The 16,531-nt window shown below is 62.5% G+C and carries 18 protein-coding genes; 8 read left to right on the top strand and 10 right to left on the bottom strand.

All coding sequences use genetic code 11. From position 1 onward, the window contains the following. Positions 1 to 136 precede the first annotated feature (136 nt). Entirely contained in the window at positions 137 to 511 is a 375-nt protein-coding gene (locus tag AC1DM5_RS17475; protein WP_477819321.1) for a VOC family protein, read from the bottom strand. 4 nt (positions 512 to 515) lie between these two features. Then, on the bottom strand, positions 516 to 1,229 hold the full coding sequence (locus AC1DM5_RS17470; protein WP_477819322.1) for an SDR family oxidoreductase: 714 nt from the start codon (positions 1,227 to 1,229) through the stop codon (positions 516 to 518). Positions 1,230 to 1,314: 85 nt separating this feature from the next. Here AC1DM5_RS17470 and AC1DM5_RS17465 point away from each other — a divergent pair, with 85 nt between their 5' ends. The 3 genes from AC1DM5_RS17465 (at position 1,315) to AC1DM5_RS17455 (ending at position 5,100) form a co-directional block, all read left to right on the top strand. Continuing rightward, positions 1,315 to 2,256, top strand: a complete 942-nt coding sequence (locus tag AC1DM5_RS17465; RefSeq protein WP_477975335.1) for a LysR family transcriptional regulator — start codon at positions 1,315 to 1,317, stop codon at positions 2,254 to 2,256. Positions 2,257 to 2,446: 190 nt separating this feature from the next. Then, entirely contained in the window at positions 2,447 to 3,934 is a 1,488-nt protein-coding gene (locus AC1DM5_RS17460; protein WP_477819324.1) for a L,D-transpeptidase family protein, read from the top strand. Positions 3,935 to 4,134: 200 nt separating this feature from the next. Beyond that, positions 4,135 to 5,100 (top strand): DMT family transporter, encoded by a 966-nt coding sequence (locus tag AC1DM5_RS17455; protein WP_477975333.1) that lies wholly within the window; start codon positions 4,135 to 4,137, stop codon positions 5,098 to 5,100. A 25-nt stretch (positions 5,101 to 5,125) separates the two neighbouring features. Here the strand turns inward: AC1DM5_RS17455 and AC1DM5_RS17450 are convergent, their stop codons facing one another. Continuing rightward, positions 5,126 to 5,734 carry a TetR/AcrR family transcriptional regulator gene (locus AC1DM5_RS17450; RefSeq protein ID WP_477819387.1) on the bottom strand — a complete coding sequence of 203 codons (609 nt, stop codon included), beginning with the start codon at positions 5,732 to 5,734 and terminating at the stop codon, positions 5,126 to 5,128. A 152-nt stretch (positions 5,735 to 5,886) separates the two neighbouring features. Here AC1DM5_RS17450 and AC1DM5_RS17445 point away from each other — a divergent pair, with 152 nt between their 5' ends. Continuing rightward, positions 5,887 to 6,918, top strand: coding sequence for an aldo/keto reductase (locus AC1DM5_RS17445; protein WP_477819326.1), 1,032 nt, complete (start codon positions 5,887 to 5,889; stop codon positions 6,916 to 6,918). Positions 6,919 to 7,007: 89 nt separating this feature from the next. Here AC1DM5_RS17445 and AC1DM5_RS17440 read toward each other — a convergent pair whose 3' ends face one another. Then, on the bottom strand, positions 7,008 to 7,748 hold the full coding sequence (locus AC1DM5_RS17440; RefSeq protein WP_477819327.1) for a gamma-glutamylcyclotransferase: 741 nt from the start codon (positions 7,746 to 7,748) through the stop codon (positions 7,008 to 7,010). 207 nt (positions 7,749 to 7,955) lie between these two features. Between AC1DM5_RS17440 and AC1DM5_RS17435 the strand changes: the two genes are divergently transcribed. Continuing rightward, entirely contained in the window at positions 7,956 to 8,702 is a 747-nt protein-coding gene (locus AC1DM5_RS17435) for an aminoglycoside phosphotransferase family protein (protein WP_477819328.1), read from the top strand. Between the two features lie 6 nt (positions 8,703 to 8,708). Here the strand turns inward: AC1DM5_RS17435 and AC1DM5_RS17430 are convergent, their stop codons facing one another. Genes AC1DM5_RS17430 through znuC form a run of 3 tightly spaced genes read right to left on the bottom strand, consistent with a single transcriptional unit; the run spans position 8,709 to position 10,883 of the window. Further along, positions 8,709 to 9,107, bottom strand: a complete 399-nt coding sequence (locus tag AC1DM5_RS17430; RefSeq protein ID WP_477819329.1) for a Fur family transcriptional regulator — start codon at positions 9,105 to 9,107, stop codon at positions 8,709 to 8,711. After that, positions 9,104 to 9,919: a zinc ABC transporter permease subunit ZnuB gene (gene znuB / locus AC1DM5_RS17425; RefSeq protein WP_113320639.1), complete on the bottom strand. Its 816-nt coding sequence runs from the start codon at positions 9,917 to 9,919 to the stop codon at positions 9,104 to 9,106. Before znuB ends, AC1DM5_RS17430 begins: the two co-directional genes overlap by 4 nt. After that, positions 9,912 to 10,883 (bottom strand): zinc ABC transporter ATP-binding protein ZnuC, encoded by a 972-nt coding sequence (gene znuC, locus AC1DM5_RS17420; RefSeq protein WP_477819330.1) that lies wholly within the window; start codon positions 10,881 to 10,883, stop codon positions 9,912 to 9,914. Before znuC ends, znuB begins: the two co-directional genes overlap by 8 nt. Before the next feature lie 102 nt (positions 10,884 to 10,985). On the opposite strand from znuC, the gene AC1DM5_RS17415 reads away from it, so the two are divergent. The 3 genes from AC1DM5_RS17415 to AC1DM5_RS17405 all read left to right on the top strand — a co-directional run bounded on the left by AC1DM5_RS17415 (position 10,986) and on the right by AC1DM5_RS17405 (position 13,579). Beyond that, positions 10,986 to 11,954: a zinc ABC transporter substrate-binding protein gene (locus AC1DM5_RS17415; protein ID WP_477819331.1), complete on the top strand. Its 969-nt coding sequence runs from the start codon at positions 10,986 to 10,988 to the stop codon at positions 11,952 to 11,954. 243 nt (positions 11,955 to 12,197) lie between these two features. Then, positions 12,198 to 13,403 carry a zinc metallochaperone GTPase ZigA gene (gene zigA, locus AC1DM5_RS17410; RefSeq protein WP_477819332.1) on the top strand — a complete coding sequence of 402 codons (1,206 nt, stop codon included), beginning with the start codon at positions 12,198 to 12,200 and terminating at the stop codon, positions 13,401 to 13,403. Next, positions 13,400 to 13,579, top strand: coding sequence for a hypothetical protein (locus tag AC1DM5_RS17405; RefSeq protein WP_477819333.1), 180 nt, complete (start codon positions 13,400 to 13,402; stop codon positions 13,577 to 13,579). Before zigA ends, AC1DM5_RS17405 begins: the two co-directional genes overlap by 4 nt. Positions 13,580 to 13,667: 88 nt before the next feature. Here AC1DM5_RS17405 and AC1DM5_RS17400 read toward each other — a convergent pair whose 3' ends face one another. The 3 genes from AC1DM5_RS17400 to AC1DM5_RS17390 form a co-directional block, all read right to left on the bottom strand. After that, positions 13,668 to 14,000: an RcnB family protein gene (locus tag AC1DM5_RS17400; protein WP_477819334.1), complete on the bottom strand. Its 333-nt coding sequence runs from the start codon at positions 13,998 to 14,000 to the stop codon at positions 13,668 to 13,670. A gap of 348 nt (positions 14,001 to 14,348) precedes the next feature. Continuing rightward, positions 14,349 to 14,849: an N-acetyltransferase family protein gene (locus AC1DM5_RS17395; RefSeq protein ID WP_477819335.1), complete on the bottom strand. Its 501-nt coding sequence runs from the start codon at positions 14,847 to 14,849 to the stop codon at positions 14,349 to 14,351. Between the two features lie 8 nt (positions 14,850 to 14,857). Further along, a complete protein-coding gene (locus tag AC1DM5_RS17390; RefSeq protein WP_477819336.1) occupies positions 14,858 to 16,471 on the bottom strand; it encodes a glycoside hydrolase family 43 protein in 1,614 nt (537 codons plus the stop codon). Positions 16,472 to 16,531 lie beyond the last annotated feature (60 nt).

Below are 16,531 nucleotides of genomic sequence, written 5' to 3'. Positions count from 1 at the left end.
CCGTGCTGCCAGCGGCAGGACAAAACGCTGGAGGTGACGGGGTCAGGTCCACACCAGCGTCGTGACCGTCAGCAGGCGCTCTGCCGATGACAGTCATTCGCGCGCGACGCATTGTCCTCGATGGGCCCTGAATTGTTCAATCAGACGTCCCACCTTCGCGAAAAACGAGTTCCAGCAGAATGCCGCCAGGTGTGCGCACGAAGAGGCGCCGTTCGCCGAGTTCGACGAGATCCATGGTGGAATAGGGAATTTCGTTCCTGTCGAGCTTCTGCCGGAAGGCCTCATAGCCTTCGAGGCGGAAGCCGATATGGTCGATTGTCTCTGCGTCCCGGCCGACGGCTCTGCCGCCGCCCGGGATGAGATGCACGACCGGCCCATCACCACTGTAGAGCCAGTAGCCGGCAAAGCCGAAATCCGGACGGTAGCCGACCGTCAGCCCCAGCAGATCCTGCAGGAACTTCCTTGTCCCTTCCAGATCCGCCGTGCGTAACGTCACATGGTCGAGCTGCATGGCATCACCCGATCGCCCCACCGCCATCGACACGCACCGTCGAGCCGGTGGCAAAGGGCGTCACCATCAGGAAGAGCACGGCATTGGCAATATCGGAGGGCTGGCCGACCGTCTTTGCCGGCAGGCTGCCCGCGACGCGCTCGAACATCGCATTGCGGTTGCTCTCATCCATCTTCGACCAGAGCGGCGTGTCGATCATTCCAGGCGAAACCGCATTGACCCTGACCGGTGACAATTCCAGCGCCAGCCCCCGCGCCAGCGATTCCAGCGCCGCATTGATCGCCCCCTGCAGCACCGACGAAGCAGACGGGCGCTCGCTGAGGAAGCCGGAAATGAAGGTCAGCGTGCCGCGCTCGGCAAGGCGGGCAGCGCGTGCAACGCGATAGGCACCCCAGAACTTGCTGTCCATGGCACGGGCCGCATCATCGAGCGGAAGCTTGCGTACCGGCCCGCTCGCCGTCTGGGCAGCGGAGACGACGATATGATCCCAGGCGGCGTGAGCGGCAAAGAATGCCTCGACGCTGGCATTGTCGCCCGTATCCAGAACCGCCGTCTCGACCTTCTCACTGATCGACCGGGCTGCTTCAGCAAGCTTGTCGGCAGAGCGCGAGGCAATCGTCACCTCTGCACCCGCAGTAGCAGCCTGTTGCGCGACGGCAAGGCCGATGCCGGAGCTTCCGCCGACGACGAGAACGCGTTGTTTGGCCAGTGATATCATCTGCTCTCTCCAGTTTGCGGCGATCCCGCCGTGGTTTCGATGAGGAGAAGCTAGCGCGACAATGCTCTTGCCGGAATGGGTATTGTTGTCGAGTATCTCTTGCGATATCAGCAAGAATATGAGCGACAATTTCCTCGACATGCTCGTCTTCGTGCGCGTGGTTCAGGCCGGCAGTCTCTCAGGCGCGGCCCGCGAGCTGAACTTCTCGCTGACCGTCGTCAGCCGCAAGCTGTCACGACTGGAAGAGAGGCTGGGCGTCCGTCTCGTCAACAGAACGACACGCTCCCTGTCTCTCACCGAAGAAGGCGTGCGCTTCTACGAACGCTGCACAAAAATCCTCACCGAGATCGACGATGCCGAAACCGAGGCGACGAGCGGCAGGGATACGGCAAGCGGCCTTTTGAAAGTAACCGCCACCTATGCCTTCGGCCGCCGCTGGCTGGCGCCGATCCTGCATGAATTCCAGCAGGCCCATCCCGATCTCACCGTCCATCTCGATACCGAGGATGGCCTGGTGAACATCGTCGAGGCCGGCTACGATCTCGCGGTTCGTTTCGGCGCGCTGTCCGATTCCAGCCTGATCGCCCGACAGATCGCCCCCAACCGTCGTGTCATCTGCGCCTCCCCCACCTATCTCGATCGCCGCGGCCGTCCCGAGACGATCGACGATCTGCTCACCCACGACGTCATCGCCTTCGGAGACCCGCCCAACACGCACTGGATCTTTGCGGATGGGCGCAGTGCCAATGTCACAGCCAGGCTCACCACCAACAATGGCGAGCTCGCGCATCGCTGGGCGCTGCTCGGCGCCGGGCTCGTGCTGAAGTCGATCTGGGATGTGAAGGACGATATCGACAGCGGCGCGTTGGAACTCGTTTTGCCGGAGGCGAAACTGCCCGCCGCCCCGATCCACGTCGTCTTCCCTCACAGCCGGTTGGCCGCAGCCAAAGTCCGCCTCTGCATCGATTTCCTGTCGCAGCGGCTGCGCAAGGCATCGCCGGCAGAAGTGTCGACGGATCACGGCTGATCTGTCGAAAAAGTGATTTCGTTCCAACCACTTCTGCCTTATGTGGGCTTGCCAGACGCAGGGAATGCCCATCTTCTGCCCGATTGTTGGCGCTTTAGTCAGCCAATGCCCCCACACAGACTGCCCGCACGCGCTGGCCCCAAGACTGCGCGGCGAGACAGTGTTTCAATCAGGTTTCAAGGACGCCAGAATGCCGCTGAAAACATCTTCCCGCTGGATTGCACCGCTCGCCGGTCTGCTGGCGCTCTCGGGAAGTGCAATTGCCGTGCGTGCCGAGCCGCTGCCGGCGCCGCCCGTCACGCAGGCCAGCCCGAAGCCCAACTATACGGTTCCGGCCCGCCGCCCTGCCCATATCGTCCGGCAGGATACGGGCGCGTCGCTGTCGGCGCTCTTTGATTCAGTCAGCGGAAATCAGGCCAAGGTGCTGAATGAAATGGGCGGCCTGACTGTTTCGATGAATAACGACATCGCCGATGCGGTCGAGGCCTATTACGCCCAGCCGAAGGCAAAGCTCATCTGGGTCGATGGCAAGGGACCGACCCCCAAGGCCGCACAGGCGCTCAGCCTTCTGAAGCAGGCTGACGACTGGGGATTGAATGCCGGCGACTATGCCGTTGCTCCTCCCCAAGGATCGGACCGCGCGAGAGCATTGGCCGAGTTCGAAGCCTCCCTCTCAGCCAAGATGCTGATGTTCCTGCAGGATAATTTCCGGGGTCGCATCGATCCCAACAAGCTGTCGAACTACTATGACTTCAAGCGCAAGCCGGTCGATCTGAAGGGCACGCTCGCCCAGCTCGCGGCCACGCCTGATCTGATGGTGGTCTTCGACCGCCTGCTGCCGAGCAATCCGAAATTCGCCCAGCTCGCGGCCGAACTGCACTACCTGCGCACGTCAGGCCAGGGCGGCGATAGCGCCGCCAACATCAACAAGGTGATCGTGGCCATGGAGGAAATGCGCTGGCTGCCGCAGGAATTCCCCGAGCGCTACGTCTTCATCAACCAGCCGGCCTACATGGCCTACTATTATGAAAACAGCACGCTGACGCTGTCGATGAAGGCCGTGATCGGCCAGCAGGACCACCAGACGAATTTCTTCGACGCCTCGATCAAGACGGTGGAATTCAACCCTGACTGGGGCGTGCCGCAATCGATCATCCGCAACGAGATGCTGCCGCACCTGAAGCGCGATCCTGCCTACCTGGACAAGGAAGGCTACGTGGTTTCGGTCAAGGGCAAGACCATGCCGTCCGCCAAGGTCGACTGGTCGCAGCCGCTCGAAAATATCGGCGTCGTCCAGCCGCCGGGTGCTGACAACGCGCTCGGCCAGCTGAAGATCCTCTTCCCGAATTCGCACGACATCTACATGCACGACACCCCGGCACGCGGTAAATTCGCCTCGCAGGACCGCATGTTCAGCCATGGCTGCGTGCGTCTGGAAAACCCGAAGGCGATGGCCGCCGCTGTCCTGAAGACCTCGGTCGAGTTCGTCGATCAGCAGATCGCGGACGGCGCAAAGAAGGACATGCCGGTTCCCGAACAGGTTCCGGTCTACGTCTCCTATTTCACCGCATGGCCGACGGATGATGGCGTGGTCCACTATTTCGACGACATCTACGGCCGTGATGCCGAGACCTTGACGGCGATTTCGGCAACAACTGCGAGCCGCGCTCAATCGTAAGTCAGGCGGGGCCATCACAGCCCCGCCCTCCATCGGCAACTTGCCTCCCCTCCATCGATACTCCCCTCGTCGCGGCCGACAATCATCGGCCGCCGCGCTCGCGATCATCTTCGGCGTCGAGGGATAGCCTGCCTCTTACCGCTTATTGCCGACAACACCCTCACCTGTGCGGCGCCTGGAAACTGTGGCATAACTAGCCGATGGCGATACATGTCTTGGCAGTCCATCGTGATACTGTCGGGACGGAACAGGCCGCAGGCGGTTCGCTTGCAGGAGCCTATTCCGTAGGGGTCCTCTGCTGGCTCTTGTCAGCCGGCGTCTACATCGCAGCCAAATGGGTCTCCACCGAAATGCCGCCCTGGGCGCTCTGCTTCTGGCGCGTGCTCATCGCCTTTGCGATCCTGCTGCCGATCGTGCGCCACCATTACGGCGACATGCTTGCGCTGATGCGGGCGCGCGGCCTGGAACTGCTTTTCATCGGCGGCGTGGGCCTGGCCATCTGCCAGGGCCTCATCTTCGTCGGCCTCGAACATGCCGACGCCACCACCGCCGGCATCATCATCGCGCTGATCCCGATCATCACCATGATCCTCGCCCGTCTGATGCTGTCAGAGCCAATGGGAAGCTGGCAGGTGGCCGGCTCGGTCCTCGCCTTCCTCGGCATCGTCGTCATCATCGTCAAGGGCAGCCCGGAAGCGCTGCTGCGCCTCGATCTCAATCCCGGCGAACTCTGGATCGTCGCCGGCGCCTTCTGTTTCAGCCTCTATACGGTGCTGCTGCGCCGGGCGAAATTCGATCTGAACCGCCTCGCGCTGCTCGTCCTGCTGCTGGGCTTCGCCGCGCTGACGGCGCTGCCCTTCTATCTCTACGAGCTCGCCTCCGACGAACGCTCGACGCTGAACATGAGCGGCCTCATCGCGCTCGCCTATATCGCGATCCCTGGCGGCGCGGTCATGTATTACCTCTTCAATCGCAGCATCGAGGCGCTCGGTGCCGCCCGCGCCGGCGTCCTCCTCTACATCCAGACGATCTTCATCGCCGTGCTCGCCTATTTCATCCTCGGCGAGAAATTGCAGCGCTACCACCTCGAAGGTGCGGCCCTCATCATCGCCGGGTTGCTGCTCATCATCCTGCTGAAGTCGAAGGCGAAGACCGCGGGAGCCTGAAGGCGCGCGGCGAGGATCAAGGCACTCAGCCCTTCACACCTGCCCCATAACGCAGCCCATCCACCAAGAGCGCAATCATCCGCCGCGTCGCCGCCGGATCATCTCCCTGCCCGAGATTGGAAAGCTGCGCGCCGGCGCGGATGAGTTCGCTTGCCTCCACGTCGCCGCGTGCCGCCCCCACTGCAACAGCCCTGTCCAGCAGCCCCTGCAGGGCCGGGATCATGCGCTGGTCGAAATAGGCCGGCAGCGCCTGATAGGCGGGGTCGCCGGAATGCAGCGCACCGGCAAGGCCGCGCTTGGCCATGATGAAATCCGCAAACCGCTGCATCCAGAGCGACAGCGCCTCGCCAGGTTCATGCTCTGCGGCGAGCCTTGCTGCCGCATCGGCACAGGCATCCACCTCGTTGCGCATGACCGCCTTGATGAGATCCGAGCGCTGCGGAAAATGGCGATAGACCGTGCCGACGCCGACACCCGCCTTTTCCGCAATTTCGCGCACCGGCGCATCCACGCCAGAGGTGGCAAACACATCCAGTGCCGCTTTCAGCAGCAGATCGAGGTTGCGCCGCGCATCCGCCCGTACCGGCCTTTCATGGCCGCTATCAGCCTCACGCGCCTCGCCCGGGCTGTCCATCCCGTCAGTCACATCAACACCTCTTGCAAAACGGAACATTGTTCCGTATAAACGGAACCGCGTTCCGGATGCGCTGTTATAACCTGTTCAACAGGACTTTGCCAGATTCCAATCATGCCCGCGAGGGCATGGCCAGATTAAAGGAAACGAAGATGAAATACCGTCCCCTTGGCCGCACCGGCATCAAGGTCAGCCCCTATTGCCTTGGCGCCATGATGTTCGGCGCCATCGGCAATGCCGATCATGACGACTCCACCCGCATCATCCACAAAGCGCTCGATACCGGCATCAACTTCATCGACACCGCCGACATGTATAGCCACGGTGAATCCGAAGAGATCGTCGGCAAGGCGCTGAAGGGCCGGCGCGACAACGTCGTGCTCGCCACCAAATGCTTCATCCCGATGGGCCAGGATCCGAACCAGCAGGGCAGTTCGCGCCGCTGGATCTACCGCGCGGTGGAAGATTCGCTCCGCCGCCTGCAGACCGATTATATCGATCTCTTCCAGATGCACCGCCCGGCGCCCGATACCGATATCGAGGAAACACTCTCGGCCCTCACGGACCTGATGCGCGCAGGCAAGATCCGCGCCATCGGCTCCTCCACCTTCCCCGCCTCCGATATCATCGAGGCGCAATGGGTCGCCGAAAAGCGTAGCCTCGCCCGCTTCCGCACCGAGCAGCCGCCCTACTCCATCCTCCATCGCGGCATCGAGCGCGAAGTCCTGCCGACCCTGGAACGTTATGGCATGGGTGCACTGGTCTGGAGCCCGCTCGCCATGGGCATGCTGACCGGCCGCTACCGCCGAGGTGCGGCCCAGCCTGACAGCACCCGCGCTGCCTATTTCCCCAAGCAGATGTCGAACGAAAACAGCCTCGATGCCGTCGAGCAGCTCATTCCCTTGGCAGAGTCGGCAGGCATCAAGCTCACCCACATGGCGCTCGCCTTCGTCACCACCCATCCGGGCGTGACCTCGGCGATCCTCGGCCCGCGCACCATGGAACAGCTAGATGATCTCCTGGCCGGCAGCGAAGTGCGCCTGACCGACGAAATCCTCGACGCGATCGACGCCATTGTCCCGCCCGGCACTGAAACTGGCCCGCTCGAAGCCAATTACCAGACCCCGGCCATCAAGACCGCCAGCCTGCGCCGCCGCCCGCTTTCCGAGCGCTCGGCCGCCTGACAAACCTGCGAAGGCTCCGCTATTCCAGCGGGGCCTTCAGCACATCGGCAATATGGTCGAGAACGAGGCCGGGATTAGGTCGCGGCTGATTAAAGGTCCGCGGCAGGCAATTGCTGCAGACTGCGTTGCGCCTCTTCCACCTCGACGGCGAGCTCTTCCAGAAGCTCGTCCCACATATCGAGCGCCCGCAGCCCGTCACGCGTGCGGAACAGATAGTCGGCCGAGCTGCCGATGCTGCCTGCGGCCGTCGCAAGCCGCTGAACGGTCGCTTCCCTGGAAAGGCCGCCGGCATAGGTGTTTGCCAGCGGATCCATGGTGAAAGCGATGCCGCTTCCAAAACGGGCGCCCTCTTCATCAAGCAAATCGACCCAGCGCGGAATATAGGCCTCGGCCACCATCTCCCGTCGCCACAAAATCTCCAGTTCGTGCCCGACATCGTCTTCTTCCAGACGCAAAGCCACGCCGTCGCAGGCGCCGCCCGCGTCCAGCCCGAGCACGAGGCCCGGATTGTCGGGCGAGCCGCGCCCGGAGACGGTGGCAAGGCAGAAGGACCGGCGCCAGCCCTCGATGCGGGCTTTCCGGCTTTCGACGCTCAGAATGATCGGATTCCAGATCAGCGAGCCATAGGCGAAAATCCAGACATCGCCTTCCGGCCGCTCGGCAAGCATTGATGCGAGCGATGCCCGCCGCTCCTCGTCGCTCAAAAGCCGGAGCGTCGGCGCCTCCCCGGCAATCAGGTCAGCGAAAGTGCCGCTCAGCAGCAGTTCGCGCGACAGGATTTCCTCGCCGCAGCAGGCGATCGCATCCGAGCTTTTCTTGTTGATGGTCATGACACTCCAATTCCCGGCCATGGACATCAGCAATGGCCCCCGCTTTGCCGCCATCATCCACGCCTTGGGCGCGGGATAAAGCCCGCCGGCGCAGACACAGTGTCTCCACAACCGGAACAATCGGAGCCATCTTTGCCCTCCCTCTTCCCGTCACAAAGATCAGCACCACATCGCAATGGAAGACACCCCGGGAAATGGGAGCCCGACATGAGCGAATTCGGCCGTCTGCTCGGCGCCGGCAAGGAAGCGGAAGTCTATGAACATGGCACGCTGGCGCTGAAGCTCTACAGGCCCGGCCGCCCGAAAGCCCCGGCCTTCCGTGAGGCCGCCAATCTGGCGGTCGTCGAGCGGCTCTCGCTGCCCGCACCCAGGGTCCACGTCGTCGGCGATTATCACGGCCGCTGGGGCCTGCTGATGGATCGCGCGCCGGGCTTAAGCCTTGCCGACGAGATGACGCCGGAGCCGCCGCTCTCTGCCATCAAGGAGATGGCAGAGCTTCAACTGCGCCTGCACCACGAGCCCGGCACCGGCCTCCCTTCACTGAAAGCAAGGCTGTCGGCCAATATCGAGCATGCGGAGGATCTGCCGCACAGTTTGCGCGAGCGTCTGCTTTTCGCGCTCGCCGCTCTCCCCGATGGGGACAAGGTCTGCCATGGCGATTTCCATCCCTGGAATATTCTTGGTTCCGGCCCCGACGTCATGATCATCGACTGGCTGGACGCCTGCAGCGGCAGCCCGGCCGCCGATGTCTGCCGCACCTATCTACTGCTGCGCCGCGCGCTTCCCTCGATCGCCGAAGCCTATGTCGTCACCTATGCGAAGGCGGGCAGGATAAGCTCCGAACAGGTCTTCGCCTGGCTGCCGGTTATCGCCGCAGCCCGTCTGGCTGAGGATGTGCCCGAGGAGAAAGAGGACCTGCTGCACCTGGCAGCACTTGCTCCCGCAAAGCCGTAGGACGGATCACGCAGCACAGGCCTCGCAAGTACCGCGAATTTCGATCGTCGTCTTCGCCGGCTTGAATTTTTGGCTGCGCACCCAGCCCATCAGCCGGTGATCCACCTCATGATCGTGAAATTCCATCACCTGGCCGCAGCTTTCGCAGATTGCGAAGGCGACGATGCCGTGGCTGTGGCAATCCTCGCCGGGATGGGCGCAGGCGACGAAGGAGTTGATGCTTTCAAGCCGATGCACGACGCCATATTCGAGCAGCTTTTCCAGCGCCCGGTAGACCTGCAGCGGCGCACGAAAACCCTGGTCGCGCAGCTTGTCGAGGATCGTATAGGCGCTGAGCGGCCCCTCGGCCTTTTCGAGCACGTCGAAGACGAGTGACTGGTTGCGGGTGAGCTGAGGTGCGTTCATGAGCCTTGTCCTTGCAGGTCCCTGCGCCCGCGCCAGGCGGGAAGCAGGCTCAGAATGAAGAGAATGAGGGCCGCCACCACGATCGACGGGCCTGATGGCGTGTCATAGGTCAGCGAGCCGAAGAGCCCGCCGACGACGGCGACAGCACCAATCAGCGAAGCGAGAATGGCCATCAGTTCCGGCGTCGAGGAGAAGCGCCGCGCCGTTGCCGCCGGAATGATCAGCAGCGAAGTGATCAGCATGATGCCGACGATCTTCATGGCAATGGCGATGACGACGGCCATCAGGAGCATGAAGAACAGCCGCGCCCGCTCGGGCTGCAGGCCCTCGGCCTCCGCCAGTTCCGGATTGACGGTGGCTGCAAGCAGCGGCCGCCACAGCCAGGCGATCGCCGCCAGCACGAAGATGCCGCCGCCCCAGATGAGCGCGATATCAACAGTCGAAACCGCCAGAATATCGCCGAACAGGAAGGCAATGAGATCAATGCGCACCCAGCTCATGAAGGCGACCATGACGAGGCCGATGGCAAGGGTGGCATGCGAGAGGATGCCGAGCAGCGCATCGGCCGACAGCGCCTGGCGCTTCTGCAGGAAGAGCAGCAGGATCGAGACGACAGCGGCAACGACGAAGACGGCAAGCGTCAGGTTGAAATCGAAGAGCAGCGAGAGTGCGACGCCGAGCAGTGCCGAATGGGCGATCGTATCCCCGAAATAGGCCATGCGCCGCCAGATGATGAAGCAGCCGAGCGGCCCCGTCGTCAGCGCCAGACCGACACCGGCGAGAATGGCGCGCACGAAGAAATCGTCAAGCATGACGGTTCTCCCCGTTCTTGGCCCCGCTCTGCGAATGGGCATGAGCCTCCGCATGGGCATGCCCGTGGGCATGATCACCGTCAGCGTGCGCATGGGCATGAGCTTCCGCGTGATCGTGCGAATGCGCATGATCGTGCCCGTGGTCATGGTGATGCCCATCCTCGGGATGGCAATGATCCGTCACCGAGCCGTCCTCATGCAGCACGCGTCCGTCAGGCAGGTGCGTATGGTCGTGATGATGGCTGTAGACGGCAAGCGTCGGCGCTGCCCGGCTGCCGAAGAGACGCACATATTCCGGGCTCTGGCTGACGGCCTGCGGCGTGCCGCGGCAGCAGACATGGCCGTTGAGGCAGATGACCGTATCCGTCTCCGCCATGACGACATGGAGATCATGCGAGATCAGCAGGATTCCGCAGCCGGTCGTATTGCGGATCGACTTGATGAGCTCGTAAAGGGCGATCTCGCCGGCAAAATCCACCCCCTGCACCGGCTCGTCGAGCACCAGAAGATCGGGCTTGCGGGCAATGGCGCGCGCCATCAGCGCCCGCTGGAATTCGCCGCCGGAGAGATGCTGCACCTGCGCATCCAGCATATGTGCCATGCCAGCGGCTTCGAGCGCGGCCATGATATCGGCCTCGGGCAGTGGTCCGGTCAGCGTCATCAGCCGGCGCACGGAAAGCGGCAACGTCCAGTCCACCGCGAGCTTCTGCGGCACATAGCCGACCTTGAGGCCGGCAATGCGCGTCACCCTGCCCTCATCCGGCTTCAGCACGCCGATCGCAGCCTTGGCGCTCGTCGATTTGCCGGAACCGTTCGGGCCGATCAGCGTGACGATCTCGCCGCGCGAAACGGAGAAATCCACACCACGCACCAGCCACCGGCCGCTGCGGCGAATGCCGACATTGTCGAGCGAAACCAGCGGTTCGGCCCTGATACCAGCGGGGTTATCTGCGGGAGAGAGCATCAAATTTTCCGAAAGTGCTGTTGCGTCCTGCTATTGCACACGTTATAGCATAACGCAATTGATGTAATAACATAACAATTGCAATTCAAGCGGAGCATGCTGATGAAACTGGCGGTGGGCCTTACCCTCGCAATCCCGGCCTTCCTCTTCGCCGGGTCCCTCCAGGCGGCCGATGCACCCGTCGTCGTTACCTCGATCAAGCCGGTCCATTCGCTGGTTTCGGCCATCATGCAGGGCGTCGGCAAGCCGGAGCTGATCGTCGATGGCGCCGCCTCCCCGCACACCTATAATCTGAAACCCTCCAATGCCCGCGCCCTGCAGGAAGCCAAGGTGATCTTCTGGGTCGGTCCCGGCCTCGAAGCCTTCCTCGAAAAGCCGCTGGAATCTCTGGGTTCCGACGCCATCGTCGCCAGGCTCGACAACGCGCCCGGTCTCGTGAAGCTGCCCTTCCGCGAAGGCGGTGCCTTTGAGGCCCACGACGATGGCGACGAGCATCAGCATGCGGAAGCAGATCACGATCATGCCGAGGCAGACCATGACCACGACCACGGCACCTTCGACACCCATCTCTGGCTCGACCCCATGAATGCCAAGGCGATGGCCACCGAGATTACCACCACGCTGGTTGCCGCCGACCCCGCCAATGCTCTGACCTATGAGGCCAATGCCAAGGCGCTGGATGACAAGCTCGACGCGCTCGACAAGGAAATCGCCGCGACGGTGTCAACGGTGAAGGACAAGCCCTTCATCGTCTTCCACGATGCCTATCAGTATTTCGAGCACCGCTACCATATCCGCGTCGCCGGCTCGATCACCGTCAGCCCGGAGACCATTCCGGGGGCGGAGCGCGTCTCGGAGATCCACAAGAAGGTCGGCGATCTCGGCGCTACCTGCGTCTTCGCCGAGCCGCAATTCGAACCGCGCCTCGTCGATGTCGTCATCGAGGGTACCAAGGCGAAATCAGGCGTGCTGGACCCAGAAGCCGCCACCCTGCCCGCAGGCCCCGATCTTTACTTCACCCTCATGCGCGGCATCGCCGACAGCATGAGGAACTGCCTTGCCAGCGCATGAACCGAAAGTCGGAAACGATTTTCGATAAGGATCATGCGCCACTCGGAATGCATGGGCCTGGCGGAAGATCGGCGCCGATCTTGCCCCCGGGATACGCTAGGGAACAGTGACAGTGCGCCTCCGCGCCCTGCCGGACTTGCAGCTCTCCCCGCGAGCGCTGCGGCGAAAGAAGGCGGCGACACCCCCGTTCCGCCTTTTTTTGTCAAATATGAATGTTACGTTATAACATAAAGTGAGACTACAATGGACAAGAGACTTCCCGTCACCGTGCTCTCTGGCTTCCTCGGCGCCGGCAAGACGACGCTGCTCAATCATGTTCTCGGGAATCGCGAGGGCATGCGCGTCGCCGTCATCGTCAACGATATGAGCGAGGTGAATATCGATGCCGCCCTTGTGCGGGATGGCGGCGCCAATCTCTCCCGCACCGAGGAGCAGCTGGTTGAAATGACCAATGGCTGCATCTGCTGCACGCTGCGCGACGATCTCCTGAAGGAAGTGCGCCAGCTCGCCGAGCAGGGCCGCTTCGATTACCTGCTGATCGAATCGACAGGCATTGCCGAGCCCCTGCCCGTCGCCACCACCTTCGAATTCCGCGACGAGAATGGGCTCAGCCTCTCGAATGTCGCCCGCCTCGATACGATGGTGACCGTCGTCGATGCCGCCAACCTGCTCGCCGATTACGCCTCGGCCGATTTCCTCGCCGACCGCGGCGAAACCGCCGGCGACGGTGACACCAGGACGATCGTCGACCTGCTCGTCGAGCAGATCGAATTCGCCGATATTGTCGTGCTGAACAAGATCGGCACGGCGAGCGAAGAGCAACGCGATGCTGCCCGGAAGATCATCACCGGCCTCAACCCGGATGCCCGCCTCATCGAGACGGATTTCGGCAAGGTACCGCTGAAGGATGTGCTCGGCACCGGCCGCTTCGATATCGACAAAGCCGAGACCCATCCGCTCTGGTACAAGGAGCTGCACGGCTTCAAGGACCATGTGCCGGAAACCGAGGAATACGGCATCCGCTCCTTCGTCTACCGCGAGAGGCGCCCCTTCCACCCCGCAAAACTCCAGGCCTTTCTCGACCGCACCTGGCCGGGCGTGGTGCGCGCCAAGGGCTTCTTCTGGCTCGCCACCCGCCCGCATCATGTCGGCGAGGTCAGCCAGGCGGGCGCCATCGTCCGCACCGGCAAGATGGGCCTCTGGTGGGCGGCAGTCCCGCGCGAGCAATGGCCGCAGGAAACCGCCTTCCTGCGCGCCATCGGCCCCTACCTCGACCCCGTCTGGGGCGACCGCCGGCAGGAAATCGTCTTCATCGGCGCCGACCCGATGGATGAGGCCTGGATCAGGCGGGAGCTCGATGCTTGTCTGGTGGGAAGCGATGGCTTCACTCCAGAGCGCTGGCGAAATCTGCCGGATCCGTTCGCGAGCTGGAGCCGGCAGGCAGCATGAGGGCAACGGCAATCAAACCCTACCGGTGCCTGTGCATCGAGTGCGAACCCTTGCCGCCGATCGAGGGGCTACATCCGCTAACCTATGGCGATGCAGCGGAGAGTGAGGCACAGAAGCCGAAGGGATTGCTTGGCATGATCGCCGAGCGTGTGATTTCGTCGCGAAAGCAGGATTAGGCATTGAGCGCTGCGTCGCGGGACGCCCAGCCTCATAAAACAAAAAAGGGCGGCCGAAGCCGCCCCTTTTTCCAGGTCCTGCGTGAGCTCAGCGATTGGCGGCGATGATGCTGGAGATCACACCGGTGGCGACGCCGACGAGAAGGTAGTCGTTATCGGCCCTCACCCAGTGATAGCCGCGCGGCGGCGGTGCCAGGCGGTAACGGCGGTAGTCGCGGACTTCGCCGTAGCGGCCGCGCTCGGCAGCCGACATGCGGTAACCCTTGGACCAGTGATGCCGACGGACGACCTTTTTCTCGACGACGACCCTCTTGTGGCCGACGACCGGCGGACGGCGGTGATCGGCCGCACTCGCTTCCGATGCGACGATCGGCGAGAGCAGGAAAGAGGCGGAAAGAAGAGCTGCAAAAAACTTTTTCATRGGGCTTCCTCGTGTTGAACACACCCCGAAACTACGTCTTCGAAAATGAACGAAATCTGAAAATAAAATTAAAGATCTGTAATGAAATCGGTAGTTTATGCCGGATTCCTAATATCCTAATTTCAGACTAATATGTGATGGCGAGATCATGCCGCCGGGGATCACGACTATGTAATCGGGCGTGATGAGAATGGCATTGGAGGTGGTGTTTTCGTCGATGGCACCGGCCTTTCATGGGCCTGCTGCCAGCTCGTTGTGAGCCTGCGCTCAAGAGGGCGGAGCGAGACATTGCGACACGTGTCTTCTCCCCGCCGGGGAGAAGAGGGAGCAAGCCCCTGCCGGACGCGCTTATCTTAAGATCAGCGCCATGTTGATGACATCCGTGTACTCGTCATCGACGCAGAAGGCATCGCGGCTCACCCCTTCCCGCACGAAGCCAACCCTCTCGTAAAGCCGGATCGCCCGCGCATTATCGGCGTGCACGCCAAATTCGATGCGGATCATGCCCGCCTCACGCCCGCCCGCTATAGCCGCCTCGATGAGGCGGTGGCCGAGCCCCTGCCCGCGATAGGCGGGAAGCAGGCCCATGCCGAGCGAGCCGCGATGGGCATGCGAGGGAAAGAAATGCCGGCGGATATCGCACCAGCCGACAACCTCGCCGCCATCGACAGCGACGAGGTTCACATTACCCGAGGCAATCGAGGCCAACGCGAATTTGCGCGTCTCTTCCAGCGGGAGCGCCTGCAGGAGGCTCAGATATTTCCGCTCGCGCGCCACCGTATCGAGAACCCGGTGAAAGCCCTCGATATGCTCCTCGCTCATCGGCTCGATGCGGATATCGCCTGCCATCGCGGCCCTCACAGTTCCTCGTAGTTGAACCAGTCGAAATCGGCCGTCTTTGCCCGGCCCGACGTATCGAAAGCGAGGATGCCCGCGAAGGCGCCGGTAAACGAGCCATGCTCGCCGCGCCCGCCTTCATCCGAGACGACGCCCGCGTCGAGAACCGGGCCGATCGGCTGCCAGGCGCCCTTGCCTTCCGTCTGCCAGAAAAACTGCAGGTCGTTGTCGCGGATCTCCATGGAAAGCTGCACGCGGCCATCGGCCGGGATCGCCACTCCCGCATCGGCCGGGAACGTCATGCGGCCGTTCGGATAGTCGCCATCGCAGGAGAAGATCGTCACGCAACGACCAAGCTTCTCATGTAACGTCACGACGACGGCATGGAACTTGTGTCGGTTATAGTAGTGCGTTAGGCCTGCCACCTGCTGATAGGTATCCGGCGCAAACTCCACCACCGTCTCGGCGCGGAAACTGTGATGCTCCTGCCGGCGGGCGACAAGCGCCTGCTCGAACCAGGAACCGACGCTTTCGCGCCCGATGAGGCGCAGATGGCCGGGACGGTCCGTCAGGTTGAAGATGCGCTCCGGCTGCGGCGTGCGCAGCCACTGGAAATCATCAGGCAGTTTGCCGCCATCGAAGGAATATTCGCTGCGCATCGGCTTCTCCGCCCGCACAGCACCGCCAAGGCCCGGCACCTCGACATCAGGAACCGCCGTGCCGTTTTCGAGGTAGAGCCAGCCATCCTCACGCCAGACGCATTTCTGCAGCGCCGTTTCGCGCCCCAGCGTGCAGCGGCGCTTCGGCGGCAGCGGCCGGCCGCAGAGATGTGTGTGATAGACCTGGCCATCGGGCGTCTCGACATATTGCCCGTGCCCTGCCCTTTGCAGCACCGCTTCCGGATTGTCCTTGGAGGTGATCAGGTGCCGGTTCGGATGCAGCTCATACGGGCCGTCGATATTGCGCGAGCGCGCCATCGTTACCGCATGGTCATAGCCCGTGCCGCCCTCAGCCGTCGTCAGATAGTACCAGCCGTTCTTGCGGAAGAGATGCGGCCCTTCGACGAGGCCGAGCGGGCTGCCGGCAAAGATGTTCTTGATCGGGCCTTTCAGCGCCTTCGTCTGCGGGTCCCATTCCTGCAGCAGGATGCCGTCGAAGGCCGGCGACTTCGGCGAGCCGCCATAGCTTTCAGTCCGGTGGTTCCACTGCATGTTGATGAACCACTTGCGGCCGTCCTCGTCATGGAAGAGCGACGGATCGAAGCCCGAGGAATTGACATAGACGGGCTCGGACCATTCGCCCTCGATGGTGGGCGAAGTCACGATGTAGTTATGCGCATCCTTGAAGTTGCCGTCGAAGCGCTTGACGTCGGTATAGACGAGCCAGAACTGTCCATCGGCATAGGAAAGGCATGGCGCCCAGATGCCACAGCTGTCAGGATTGCCGCGCATGTCGAGCTGCGAGGCCCGCTCCAGCGGCCGCCGCACCAGCTTCCAGTTCACCAGATCGCGCGAATGGTGGATCTGCACACCCGGATACCATTCGAAGGTGGAGGTCGCGATGTAATAGTCGTCGCCGACGCGGCAAACGGACGGATCGGGATTGAATCCAGGCAAGATGGGATTGCGGATCATGGCGGCTCCTCCGTTGAGCAACAATTTTTGCTGCACGTACATCAAATTATAACAGAAAAA

The organism is Rhizobium sp. 01T437, assembly GCF_056398505.1.
This window is presented reverse-complemented; position numbering and strand designations above follow the sequence as displayed.